At 40.8% G+C, this 13,645-nt stretch carries 11 protein-coding genes; all 11 read right to left on the bottom strand.

The window, feature by feature from the left end; all coding sequences use genetic code 11:
• Positions 1–2 precede the first annotated feature (2 nt).
• On the bottom strand, positions 3–1,922 hold the full coding sequence (locus H6731_09720; GenBank protein ID USN50525.1) for an FtsX-like permease family protein: 1,920 nt from the start codon (positions 1,920–1,922) through the stop codon (positions 3–5).
• Positions 1,923–1,967: 45 nt separating this feature from the next.
• On the bottom strand, positions 1,968–3,668 hold the full coding sequence (locus tag H6731_09715; protein ID USN50524.1) for a lysine--tRNA ligase: 1,701 nt from the start codon (positions 3,666–3,668) through the stop codon (positions 1,968–1,970).
• Positions 3,669–3,680: 12 nt separating this feature from the next.
• Positions 3,681–4,127: a 3-hydroxyacyl-ACP dehydratase FabZ gene (fabZ, locus tag H6731_09710; GenBank protein ID USN50523.1), complete on the bottom strand. Its 447-nt coding sequence runs from the start codon at positions 4,125–4,127 to the stop codon at positions 3,681–3,683.
• Positions 4,114–5,067 carry a hypothetical protein gene (locus H6731_09705; GenBank protein USN50522.1) on the bottom strand — a complete coding sequence of 318 codons (954 nt, stop codon included), beginning with the start codon at positions 5,065–5,067 and terminating at the stop codon, positions 4,114–4,116. Before H6731_09705 ends, fabZ begins: the two co-directional genes overlap by 14 nt.
• Positions 5,068–5,655, bottom strand: a complete 588-nt coding sequence (locus H6731_09700; protein USN50521.1) for an OmpH family outer membrane protein — start codon at positions 5,653–5,655, stop codon at positions 5,068–5,070.
• A gap of 372 nt (positions 5,656–6,027) precedes the next feature.
• Positions 6,028–7,467, bottom strand: coding sequence for a pyruvate kinase (gene pyk, locus H6731_09695; protein ID USN50520.1), 1,440 nt, complete (start codon positions 7,465–7,467; stop codon positions 6,028–6,030).
• A 27-nt stretch (positions 7,468–7,494) separates the two neighbouring features.
• Positions 7,495–8,814, bottom strand: coding sequence for a rod shape-determining protein RodA (locus H6731_09690; GenBank protein USN50519.1), 1,320 nt, complete (start codon positions 8,812–8,814; stop codon positions 7,495–7,497).
• On the bottom strand, positions 8,811–10,979 hold the full coding sequence (mrdA, locus tag H6731_09685) for a penicillin-binding protein 2 (protein USN50518.1): 2,169 nt from the start codon (positions 10,977–10,979) through the stop codon (positions 8,811–8,813). The genes H6731_09690 and mrdA overlap by 4 nt, the downstream gene beginning before the upstream one ends.
• Positions 10,976–11,503 (bottom strand): hypothetical protein, encoded by a 528-nt coding sequence (locus tag H6731_09680; protein ID USN50517.1) that lies wholly within the window; start codon positions 11,501–11,503, stop codon positions 10,976–10,978. The genes mrdA and H6731_09680 overlap by 4 nt, the downstream gene beginning before the upstream one ends.
• Entirely contained in the window at positions 11,503–12,381 is an 879-nt protein-coding gene (gene mreC, locus H6731_09675) for a rod shape-determining protein MreC (protein ID USN50516.1), read from the bottom strand. Before mreC ends, H6731_09680 begins: the two co-directional genes overlap by 1 nt.
• A gap of 29 nt (positions 12,382–12,410) precedes the next feature.
• On the bottom strand, positions 12,411–13,442 hold the full coding sequence (locus H6731_09670; protein ID USN50515.1) for a rod shape-determining protein: 1,032 nt from the start codon (positions 13,440–13,442) through the stop codon (positions 12,411–12,413).
• Positions 13,443–13,645: the final 203 nt, after the last annotated feature.

The raw sequence follows: 13,645 nt of genomic DNA, 5'->3' as shown, positions 1-13,645 counted from the left end.
CTTTACTCGTAGCGCAAACCTTCAACCGGTTTTAGGCGGGCAGCAAACAAAGATGGAGGTATGGTTGCTAAAAAGCTAATAATAATAGCAGCCAATATCACCAATAAAATTTCAACGCTTTCAATCCTCACTGGGATTTTAGAAAAATAATAAATATCTGAGTCAAGCCTGATACCAATTTTATCTATCAGCCAACAGATCCCTAAACCTAACATCCCACCAAGAATAGCTCCCAGCCCCCCTACAAAAAGACCATAGCTTACAAAAATTTTCATCACTGATGCATCGGTCGCACCCATGCTTTTAAGAATAGCGATTTCTTTTCCTTTTTCCATCACCACCATGATCAGGGTCACCAATATTAAAAGGCTCGCCATAAAAATGAGCGTACCCAAAATAATTAGCATAGCGATTTTTTCTAATTGTAGAGCTGAAAACATGTTGCGATTCATCTGCATCCAGTCACGAGTGTAAAAAGGATAGCCGCCAATGGCATTGTCAATTTGCAAAGCCACCTCGCGCGTTTTTTCTACATCGCTTAGCCTGTACTCAATACCTGTTACAAGGGATTTTAAATTAAAAAATTCTTGCGCCGCCTCAAGTTTAATGTAGGCAAATTTTGCATCGTATTCATACATGCCTGAATCAAAAAAACCGGCAACTCTAAAAGCTTTTGCCTTGGGAATGGGGCCCGTTGGTCCTATATCACCGATAGGGCTAATGATATTGATGCTATCCCCTACAAAAACCTGAAGTTCCTTAGCCATCTCTTTACCAAGGATAACTCCGGGCAATTCATTGACAGCTACTTTGTCATCCAAAATCTTGCCAAGATTTCCATGCATATTTATTTCATGTACAACAGGAATTTTTTCTTCGTGATTTAAGTAGTTGAGGGTCTCTTGGCTCACATAGCGTAACAAATGAGTTTTATCGCTATTATTAAGATCAATTCCTGTAATCAAAGCACTGGATAAATTTTTATCCTTAGAAATCATCGCCTCATTAACAATGAAAGGGCTTGCGCTCACCACCCAAGTTAGATCTTTTGTTTTTTGAACAATATCTTTGTACTCTCGAAAATCTTTTCCGTATTTAAGCACCATCAGATGAGGATTGGCCCCTAAAATTTTTGTTCGTAAATCAAAGGTAAAGCCGTTCATCACTCCCATGACAACTATCATGCCACAGCACGCGATCATGACTGCAAAAACAGAAATGACCGAGATAAGCGAAACAACCTGACTGCTCCGTTTTGTCATCAAAAAACGCATGCCAATAAAAAATTCATAACCATAGGAAAAATTAATGCGCCTCTCACCACAAAACAAATACCCTAAGGCACCGCCCAAAGTAGAAAATATAAAAAATAAAAAATTTGCCGTCAGTGTTAGTGCTGAAAAATAAGCAAGCGAAGTTCCGTAAGAGAAAACATTATTAGCCCACTCACCTAGACTCAGCGCATAAAGAGAAAGAAAAAAAGTGGTCCAGCACGTCTCAAAAAAAGCTACACGATGAGTGATCAAAGCATGGGCACTACCACAAAGAAATCCCACTATGATTAAGAAAATGCCTATATGCCCCATCAAAGCTTCACTAGAAGTGGTCACTTGAAAACTATTGCTTACATAAAACCAATGAAATAAAGCGATAGCAAAAATAGAAGCTAAAAAAATAGAAGCATAAACTCTGAGAGTTTGTTTAGGCTGCATAAGTTTTTTAGATTGTTTTTTAAAATACCATGCCTCGTAGAGCCATGCAGCAATCATGGCTAAAGGGCCAAAAAACAAAGCCATCAATAAAGATACCGAGATACCTCTATCACATCGCAACATAATGCGTGCCGTGCTTAAAGCCGAAGCCAGCCACAAAAAAACCATGGCATTTATGATTGCCGATTGATAGAACAGTTCACTCACCATAATGTTTGTTCCCATTTTATCGAGCAAAATAATTTATTTGTGCGACTAGGATTTTTTTCTCATTTTAGGAAACAAGATAACTTCTCGTATGGAAGGGCTATCGGTTAAAATCATTACCAATCTATCAATGCCAATGCCTTGGCCAGCCGTCGGAGGCATGCCATACTCAAGTGCATTGACATAATCTTCGTCGAGATCAGGCGCTTCTTCATCACCCATACTTTTTTGTTGCATTTGTTTTTCAAAGCGTGCTCGCTGATCATCAGCATCACTCAACTCTGAAAAAGCATTGGCAACTTCCATTTTGGCAATAATCAGCTCAAAACGATCGACCACGGCACTATCACCATCCCGCTTTCGAGCCAAGGGTGAAACTGAAACACTAAAATCGGTAATAAAGGTAGGCTGGATTATTTTTTCTTCAACTTCATGATCGAAAACGCCATACAACAAATGCAAAGCAAGCCTTCTTTTTCTTTCGTGACTCAAAGCTTGATCAAGAGCTTTTCCGATCATGCTTAGATCTTTTGCGAAGTCTTTGCAGATTCTCTTGGCATGAGTCATAGCATCACTTCCTTCTACTACAGGCTCATCCTTAAAGCAAAAAGACAAAATGCTATTCATTTCGTCGTGACTTAGTTCCTTAAGACAAATAACAATCGCTTCCTCATCGCTCACCAAATGCCCATGAGAGAGCAAAAGCGCTTGCTCTACTGAAGAAATATTTATGAGCTCTTGGGTTTGTTTTTCGTTATAGCCCAAATGTTCTGCTACCAGTTGTGCGATAGGAACTCTTCGAAATGGCTTGGAAAAATCGATCTCATGATCTTGAAACTTTACAACATGGCTTTGATTTACCTCCCAGGCAAGCTTACGAAAAAGCTCCTCACTTAAATCCATGAAATCCTTGTAGTCTGCATACGCTTGATAAAATTCTATGGTGGTAAACTCAGGATTGTGCCTGGTACTTACACCTTCATTGCGAAATAATCTGCCAATTTCATAGACCCGCTCAATCCCGCCAACAACCAAGCGCTTTAAATGAAGCTCAGTTGCAATTCTAAGGGAAAGATCTTCACCAAGAGTATTATGGTGAGTCAAAAATGGTTTAGCTTCAGCTCCACCAGCAATATCCATCAAGATCGGAGTTTCAACCTCCATAAAATCTCTCTCATCGAGAAAATGTTGAATACCGCGAATAATTTTTGAGCGAGCATTGAAAATTTTGCGGGTCTTTTCATTGACAATGAGATCCAGATAACGCTGCCGATAACGGTGTTCGACATTGCTTAGACCATGCCATTTTTCAGGCAGCGGCCTTAGGGATTTAGTCAGCATGCTAAAACTATCGAGTTTGAGGGAAAGTTCACCCGTTTTAGTCTTCATAGGTGTACCGCTTACTCCAACAATATCTCCCACATCACTCAGCTTAAAAGCTTGGAAATTATTTTCTCCGATGGCATCTTTTTGTAGGAAAAGTTGAATTTGTCCGTGGCGATCTTGCAGCTTTATGAAAGCAGCTTTTCCCATATTACGAACGGCCATGATACGGCCAGCCATCAGAAAGCTCTCGCTACACTCTTCAAGCTCTTCTTTAGATAGCTCACTATATTTATAAGCAAATTTATCGGTAGTAATTGTAGGAATAAAACCATTAGCATAAGGGTCTTGCCCAATTTTTTTTAACTCTTCGCCTTTTTGTCGTCGCTCACTCATTATGCGATCGATTGCACTCACATTTGACATAAAAACTCCTGCTTATAATGATTTGCTCACCAAGATAATTTCAGCCGAAGAAGCGATTTGATCTTCAACTTTGGTTTTTGCTTGAACTTTAAGAAGATTTTTTCTTTGATTGATAATTTCAACTTCTATGAGGAGTTGATCGCCTGGCACAACTTGCCGTTTAAATTTTGCATTATCAACACCAGCCAAAAAAGCGATTTGTGATTTCGTATCAAAATCGCCATTAAGAGCAAGCATTAAACCCGCCGCCTGCGCCATTGCTTCAACTTGTAAGACTCCGGGCATTACGGCAAAATCAGGAAAGTGTCCGTTAAAAAATGGCTCATTGGCACTCACATTTTTCAGAGCACAAATACTTGTTTTGTTTGCACTCAATACTCTATCGACCAATAAAAATGGATAGCGATGGGGTAATATTTTTTTTATAGCTTCAAAATCAATAGTCTTATTTTCGTTCATTTTTCACTCGATATCTTCTTGAGATGCGCGCGTATTCTTGCAAATAAACTTTATGAGGCAAACTCGGATTACCAGACCAGATTTCATGTGGAGCAATCACACCGCGAGCTAATGATTTTCCACTGACTCGCGCCCCTTGACCTATCACAGCGTGAGGGGCAACTCCAACTTGCCCGCCCAAAGTTGCAGCATCACCAATGTCAACAAATCCTGCCAAGGCAGTCTGCCCCGCAATCACAACGTTTTTACCAACGCGCGCATCATGCCCAACGTGTACCTGATTATCAACCAGGGTATCTTTTTTTATTATAGTCTTTCCAATCAAGCCGCGAGCGACACTGCAAAGGGACCCAATGCGGATATTATCCTCAATGACAGTACTTCCCAAAGAAGGCAATAAAACAGCTTCATCATAGCCATAGGGAGCAAAAGCTTCAGCGCCAATAACACTATTGGCGCCAATCACCACATTATTGCCAATGTGTGCGCCATCATGAATAACTACCCCAAAACCTATGTGGCAGTCCTCCCCAATGAAAACACCATCACCAATACATGCATGAGCATCTACTCTTGTGTTGTGCCCAATAACAGCTTCACCAATAACGGCCTTTTGGTTTAAGCGCGCACTTGGGGAAATATTTTTTGTGATTATTTTGAGATGTTTTTTAAAAAAGCTTTTTAAGCTTAAAAAAACCGCCAAAAAATCTTCGACAACAATCACCGTTTTATTGATATCTAATAAATAATCTGCGGCCCAATCGCTTGGAATGATTAATGCTGCAAAATGGCCCTTTTTGGCTAGTGCAACGTCATGCGGCCAAGCAAGTATGCTTAAATCATTTTGTGATGCCTGAAACAGGGGCGCTAACTGGCACAACTGCGCATCGTCACCGATCAGGCGCCCATTAATCGCATGGGCAATTTCACTAGCAAGCATTTATTTTTTTACAGGTGCCTTAGGGGCTACAGAAGTCTTTGGCGAAGTTTTTGAATCTTTTTTAACCGGATAAGCTTTATTGTATGATTCAACCAATTTTGGTGTTAGATCATTTTGTTTCATTTCATCAGAAACGCTTACAATTGCTGCGGCGTTAAAAGTTATGTCACAGTTATTGTTTCTCGCCAAAGAATCGATCAGTAATTTATTTTTTGCTTCAAGTTGTCGAGATATTTGTTCTCGCTTTTGGTTTTGCTCCATGCGGCGTTGAGTAAATTGCTGCTGAAGCTGAGAGATTTCAGCACTCAACTTAGCTTCTCTTTCCTGACGCGCTTTTTCGCTCAAAGATGCCATGGAGGATCTAAAATCGGTCATTTTCTTTTCAATATCTGCTCGAGCTTTTTGCTCGTCATTATTGATATCATTCTCTGCTGTTTCAAGGCCTTGTAAATAATTCTGCGCCTCGGCTTCGCGGGCAATAGCAGTATTAAAATCCACATAACAAAATTTTTGAGCACCTAAGGTTTTGGCCGATAAGTGAGCTGAAGCACATAGAATTAACATCGATACAAAAAATTTTTTCTCCATTACGGACCCCAATTTTTACTTTAGCAAAATCTTTCACAAGCCTTATGGGATAATTTTTTTGCCAAAAAAAGCGGGTTTACTGAATTATGCTGAGTTTTTCTTAAGAAGCTGTAAAAAATCTTTTAACCAATCCTGTTTAGAGTTTTATTTGCTAAAGTCTCTAAGCTGAACTCTCATAGACAAATCTAAAGACTATTTTGAAAATAAAATTGTACTGTTTCTTTCATTCTGCCTAGCATAATAACCACCAACAAAATTAGAACAGCAAAATTTAGTGGTTAGGTAGCTCTTGTCAAACAATTAAAAAGCTATAAAAGTTATTTACATTATTAAAGAAAGGAAAGCACTCTGATCGTTAATTTTTTCAGACTCTTAGTGAGACAGCACACTTTTTAAAGTATGAACATGCACGGTATTAGTATGTTCTTTTGAACGCAAAGGGATTTTGGTGAGAACTATAACTCGCTCCCCAACCTGAAACTCTCCTGTTTCTAATAACTGCTTATTGATACTTGCAAATAACTCCATACTTCGTTCCGGAGCTTTTAAAACAAAAGCTCTCACGCCCCATGAAAAAGCTAAGGTACGCTGAACTATGGCATCGGGAACAAAAGCGATGATAGGTTTTTGCGGGCGATAAGCGCTAACCATGCGGGCAGTCATTCCTGAATTGCTAAACATGACGATAGCACTTGCCTTTAACACTTCGCAGGCCTGCACCGCACCTAAACACATGGTGTTTTGAATATCTCGTTTTTCTTGCTGAAGAACGAGACGGCTGGTTCTCCAATAACTTGCACGATTACTTTCTTCAACGTGTCGGGCAATTTTACTCATCATAGAAACTGCTTTGATAGGATGAGCTCCTGCCGCAGTCTCAGCAGAGAGCATGAGCATATCCGTCCCATCGAGAACTGCATTTGCTACATCGCTCGCTTCTGCTCTGGTAGGACGCACCTGGGTTATCATAGATTCGAGCATTTCCGTTGCAACAACCGCTGTTTTTCCGTGGGCAAGCGCTCTCTCAATAATTCTTTTTTGTACCAAAGGTACATTTTCAGCGGGCATCTCAACCCCCAAATCTCCTCTGGCCACCATAACCCCATCACTTACTCGCAAAATATTTTCCAAGTCATCAATGGCCTGCTGTTTTTCCAGCTTTGCTATAATAAGAGGCCTAGTTTTGGTAGAGGCAAGCTCAGCTCTTAGCTTAATTACATCTTGAGCGCTTCTCACAAAGGATAGCGCCACAGCATCCACCCCTGCATGAGCACCAAAGTTAAGATCGCGAATATCTTTTGAGCTAAGGCTTGGAGTGGAAGTTGCTGAATGGGGTAAATTAATTCCTTTATTGCTTTTGAGCACTCCTCCCTGTTCTACTCTACAAAAAAGGCGCCTCGATTCTTTCTTTTCACAAACAAGGCTAATTTTTCCATCATCAAGCAGTATAGGATCGTTTACATCAACATCATTAATTATTGCAGCATAAGGCGTGTAAAACTGTTGACTGCTGCCAATCATTTCATCGATGCTAATGAAGACATGCTGCCCGTCTTGAAGCTCAACCCCACTTTCAGGCATTTTGCCAACACGGATTTTTGGCCCTTGTAAATCTTGTAATATAGCAACAGGTACACCTAGTTTAGCTGCTGCATGACGAATTCTATTAATCAAGATCCTATAAAATCCATGGTCTCCGTGAGAAAAATTAAGACGGGCAATGTTCATACCAGACTTAATTAAATCTTCAATTATAACCTCGTCATAGGAACTAGGACCTAAGGTACAAATAATTTTTACTTTTCTTTGCATAAAGTCCAACACAAAAAAGTCTATTAACTACTTCGCCCCTCGCCACAAAGCCACATTTACCACCAAGCCAAGAGCGATCAAGGTCGTCACCATCGCAGAGCCACCATAACTCATCAGGGGTAAAGGTACACCCACCACGGGCAATATCCCTGTGACCATGCCAATGTTAATGAAAACGTGCAGAAAAATGCTTGCAGCAACACCGATACAAACAAGTTGCGAAAATTTATCTTCTACCCTAGGAGCCATTTTTAAAATTGATACCAACATTGAAAAATAAAAAACTATCAATAATAAAGATGCAGCCAGGCCCCATTCTTCAGCCCATACACTAAAAACAAAATCTGTGGCATTTTCAGGTAAGAAAGACAATTGAGTTTGCGTACCTTCGCCAAAGCCCTTTCCTGTAATACGACCAGAGCCAATAGCGATGATGGATTGCATAGAGTGATAACCTTCTCCATGCACATCTGCTTCAGGATTTATAAAAGTGAGAATGCGTTGCCTTTGATAATCTTTGAGCAAGGTAAAATAGGCTCCCACACTCACCAGCGCTGTTCCAACAAAACCGATCAACAAAGAAGAAGGTCTAATCCCCACATACAAAAACATAATTCCTGCAATGGACAAGATAATCAGTGCCGTACCGAGATCAGGCTCCACAGCCACTAACAAAAAGGGAATCATAGCCATATCGATGGGCGCTACAAACGCAGTAAAATGATACTTTTCATGGCGAAGCAAAAGCAGGGCAAAGAATAACCAAACCAGCCCAATAATGAGAAGTCCCGCCATGACCGCCATCCCAAGCTTCGACTTAAGTAATTCATTACTAAATAATTCTGAGCTGTGCCGCTCTTTTACTAGGAGGAACACTATCGCCATTAAATAACCCAAAGGGCGAGAAATATTGAAAGGGCGCAGGAGAGTAAAAAGTGTGTAGCCTTTCTGAGGCCAGTAGTGCGAGCAGTAGTGAGCAAGAGCCAAGACTAAAGCAATCTTTGCGGGATCTGAAGGCTGGAAGCGCAATCCACCAATAACAAGCCAACGTTGAGCTCCCTTTGCGCTTGCACCTACCAAAATCACCATAAGCAGTAAAAAGCAGGCGAAAAGAAATGCTGGATAGGCAATGCGCCGGATTACACGAGTATGAATTAACCCAACCGCAATCATAAGCCCAAAAGCAAAACCAAATTTACTTATGTGATTGAGATACAAGTCTGGCCGGGTAGCTTGTGCCGCTGAAGAAAGATTAAGAGCTCCCATGGCTACTATTACAACCATAGGTAAAATTACTGACAAGGGCATACGCATGCCAAGTTGCCTAAAGGCGTTTCGATCGATCAAGGCACTGACTCTCCGTTTGAATTGATATTTAATTGCGTTAACTCATGCCATTTTTTCATTAAACGCACCGCTACTGGCGCTGAAACAGAGCTAGCGAACCCTCCGTGCTCAGTCATAACCACAGTTACAATTTGGGGTTTTTCACGGGGAAATATTCCCACAAACCAAGCATGGTCACGCTGTTCGTATGGAATTTTATCTACCTCATAAAGATGGTCTATATTTTTTGCCAACTTAACAACCTGGGCAGTTCCAGTTTTACCCACTACGCCCAAATTGTTCTTTTTAAGCCACTGAGAAATATCGCTAAACTCTGGCTTATACCTCAAACCATAAGCTGAGCCTCCAGGCTCTGCAACAAAGGCCAATGCCGCTAAAATTTCGTTGAGATTGTAGGAACTATCTGAAATTTTTGATTTTATGATAGGAGGAAAACTCTGCACAACCTCACCGCTCTCATCTAAAAATTCTGTGGCCAACTGGGGCTGGTAGACGACACCACCGTTAGCTATAGCACTATAGGCCACTGCTAACTGCAAAGGCGTAATATTAAGATCTCCTTGGCCTATAGCCATATTTACTACGGCACCAGGAGGAACGTAACCTAAACGTTTTTTGTAGTATGAACTGCTTGGTAAGATGCCCGCGCTTTCTCCCAACAAGGCTATATCTGTCTTTTGTCCAAACCCCATAACAGCAGCAACATCTGAAAGGTTATCGAGTCCCAGCTGGTAACCTAAATCATAGAAAAATGTATCGCATGATTTTTTAAGCGCATCGAGCATATTGGTGTCACCATGACCATAGCGCCTAAAACATCGCCATGTTGTCCTATGAAGACGAAAACTTCCCGAACAGTGATAGCTGGAGCTTGTTGTTACCAGATGCCTACTCAGACCAGCTATCGCTGTAATAGGCTTAAAAGTACTGCCAGGTGAGTAGTGATCCTGCAAAGCTTTATTACGAAATGGTCTCTTTTTGTTCTCCATCAACGCTTTGATGAGATCACCGTTATCTGCTTTCAACATGATATTAGGATCAAAAGAAGGAAAACTTGCTAAAGCCTTGATAAATCCGTTTTGCGCATCCATAACCACCACGGAACCAGAAATACCTTGAAAGTACTGCTGCGCTGCTTTTTGTAGCTCGACGTCAATGCTTAACTTGATGCTTAGTCCCGGTTTTGGCTCTATGATGCGATTATCTCCAATGAGCTCTTGTTCCCATGTTTTATTGTAGCGGCGTCCTTTAGCATCTACGACCAAACGCTCAATTCCATCCTGGCCTTTTAGATCATTTTCATAGGTCGCCTCTACTCCTCTCCGACCCACAAAATCTCCCGAGCGATATTTACCACCCGACTGTTTCAACTCATCCAAACTTACTTGATTAAGAAAACCAATTAAATGTGTCGCCATATCACCATAGACATAGCGACGTTTTTTAGAGGAAACTACATTTATACCTGAGAGTTTTCCTAAAGAAATTGCATTTTCTATTCGTGCATAGCTATCAAAACCAATATCAGCTATCAGCAAGTTGGGTTTGAAACGTGCAAGCCCTTGCGATTTACTTTGCGCCTTTTGCCATTTTTCACTCAAAAATTCTCGTTCGTGTCCCAATAACTTCACTAAGTTTTGAAAGGCCTGTTGGTGGCTAGGAAATTCTACACTATTAATTTTTAGTGAACATGAACGCGCATTATCATAAATTATTTTTACCCCTGATATAAGCTGTGTATGGAGCAGTTCTTCAATTTTGTGGCAATCATTCTCTTTGAGCAACCCTGGCAAAGAAAGTTCTTCACTCACTTGATTTTCGGCTCTGAGTGAAATTTCCTTTTCCAAATTGACCAGCTCCGCCCTGCTCAAATCAAGTGAAGCAGAAATCAAACGCAAGTACCTTAAACTGTTCGGCAACATAGCAAAGGTAACATAGAGATCATAAGACAGACGGTTATCTACGAGTATCTTACCGTTTGCATCAAATATTTTCCCGCGACTATGTTTAATCACGCGCTCTTGAATAAAATTACTTTCGCTGCGCCTTACGTAATATTCGCCTTTTATGACTTGCAAATAATAAAGCCTGGCCAATAAAACAAAAAATGCCACAGCCATAAAGCAAATAAAAATATATATTTTACTGTTAAACAATTTGCTCATGAATATATTCCAAAACTCTCCCCTTTTGTGTCAGAATATTCAACTATCCTCGCCATAGAGAATAGCTGAAATAAAAAATAATAAAATATGACACTAACTATCCCATCAACCAATGGTCCAACAATAAATTGTGATATTAAAATATTCTGCCTATTGCCCATAAAAATAGATTCTATTGAAAATAATATTAAGCGATAAAAAAATGACACACCCACCACATAATAACAGAGCTCTAGCCGAGAGATACGACCCAAAAATGCATTGCTTGCCCCCAGTAAAAAAGAAAATCCAAGCATCAAAAGCATATTAAGACCAAGCGAAAAACCATTGAGGGCATCTATGATAAAACCGCATATCAAAAATAGCACCACCCTTTCAATCGACTGAAAGTATCGCAGTCCAAGACATAAAATTATCGGCGGCAAAAAATTTACATTAAGCCACAACGGCAGTGAACGAGCCAAAGAGGGCCACAGCGAAGCAAATACAAGCACAGTGAGCGCGCTTAAAAATATCTTTTTCATTACTGAACCGAAAATGGCCAAGGAGCAGTCATAGATTGATTTTTCCCATTTGGATCTCCCAAAACAATAACAACATACTCAGTTTGATCCACACGAACAAAGGGCTTTATGCGTGCAGACACATAAAGTTCATCGCTACTCGCTGATGAATCAATAATCTTACCTATAGGTATCCCATCGGGAAAAAAGGAATTTTGTCCACTTGTTACAACGGTATCACCCTCCTGAACTAAATTAAGCCCCTCAATATCACGTATCTCGAGCAAATATTCATCGCCACTGGTAATTCCTCGCAATAATCCTCGAGCCCCAGATCTCACTATTTTTGCTTCAATAGCGCTTGACGCATCGCTCACTAATAAAACATCGCTAAAATTGGGGGCAACACTTAGCACTTGTCCTAAAACTCCTTCATGACTTAAGACCGGACACGATGGCCTGATACCATGTTTACCTCCTTTGTCGATGCGCACCATCCGCGCCATTGGGGCCCCTACCCGAGCAATGACACGAGCAAATTCTTTTTTTGCCTGAGGAAAATCCGGCGTATGAAAATAAAGATCGAGTATCGATGATTTTTCGTTGACAAGTTCCTGTACTTTAGCTTTGAGAGCCCTACTTTCAAGCACCTCCGCTCTCAATCTAAGCACCTCCTCACTTCGGCCCACTATAAAAAGATAGCGATACAGTAAATCAGAAACGGTACCGGTAACAGCCAAAGTACCTTTTTCTAACACGCCTGCAACCTGCACCACAGGCCACACAAAAACTGATCTTATTTTAGTATCCTTGCTCTGCACATAAAGAAGAACCAAAGGAATTACGCTAAGTACGAGAATAAAAATTAATTTCTTTGCGCGTTCCAATAATGACCACATCGGCCACCCGCCTTACTCAATGGCTCAAATTAATTTCTTAGAACTAATCGAAGCTGATCGATTTCTTCCAAAACCTTGCCTGCTCCTAACACCGTTCCACTAATAGGGTCCGCTGCTAAATGGACGGGCACTCCAGTTTCTTTTTGCACCAACACATCTATGTTTTTTAATAATGCTCCTCCACCAGACAACATGATTCCTCGGTCAACGATGTCTGATGCCAATTCGGGTGGAGTTCTTTCAAGACTCATTCGCACGGCTTCCACAATTGAAGCCACGGGCACTTGAAGAGCCTCTACCACTTCACGAGCCCTAATCTCCACATTGCGTGGAACTCCAGCCATAACATCGCGCCCTCTTATGATCATTGACTCTTCATTATTATCATAAATAGCACTACCAAGCTTCTTTTTTATCTCTTCTGCAGTTCTTTCTCCAACCAATAAAGAATACTGTTTCTTGACGTGGTTAATAATAGCCTTATCCATATTATCTCCACCAATACGAATAGAGTGACTATATACAATTCCGCCCAAAGAAATCACCGCTACCTCGGTAGTACCGCCTCCGATATCAACGATCATATTACCAAAGGGCTCCGTGATCGACATCCCCGCCCCGATAGCTGCAGCCATCGGTTCTTCGATCAAAAAAACTTCTCCAGCATTTGCTGACTCAGCAGATTCACGCACTGCTCTTTTTTCCACCTCGGTTATACCGACGGGCACTCCAATCACAGCGCTGGGTTTCATCAAATTCATTTTACCGTGCACACGTGTAAGAAAATTTCTCAGCATTGCCACTGTTGCATCAAAGTCAGCAATAACCCCTTTTTGAATTGGTCTGATTGCCGAAATATTGTGAGGAGTCCTACCAAGCATTTCTTTTGCTTCTTTTCCCACAGCAACCATGCGATCTTTTTTGTAAGGATTTTGATGAATTGCGACCACAGAAGGTTCATTTACAACAATTCCCTTACCTCTCACAAAAAAGAGCGTATTCGATGTTCCTAAATCGATGGCTATGTCATTGGACAGCCAACTATGCAAAAAATTCGCCATCATTTCACCCTAAAACGATTTATCGCAACTGGAGCGACTTAGTTTTCCTATACAAAAATTTGAGAGCTTTTAAAATGAGCACTTGCTTGAAATAGTCAATCATATTAGAAATCGCTTGCAGCGCACTCTCATTGTGCCAAAATGATATTGATATAAGCTAATTCGAAAGCTTTAGCTAGAGCTGGCTTCAAAAGTGTTGTGTA

The organism is Myxococcales bacterium (genome assembly GCA_023898405.1).
GTDB lineage: Bacteria > Myxococcota > UBA727 > UBA727 > JABDBI01.
Note: the sequence above shows the minus strand (reverse complement) of the source record. Positions and strands in the feature narration are given on the sequence as shown.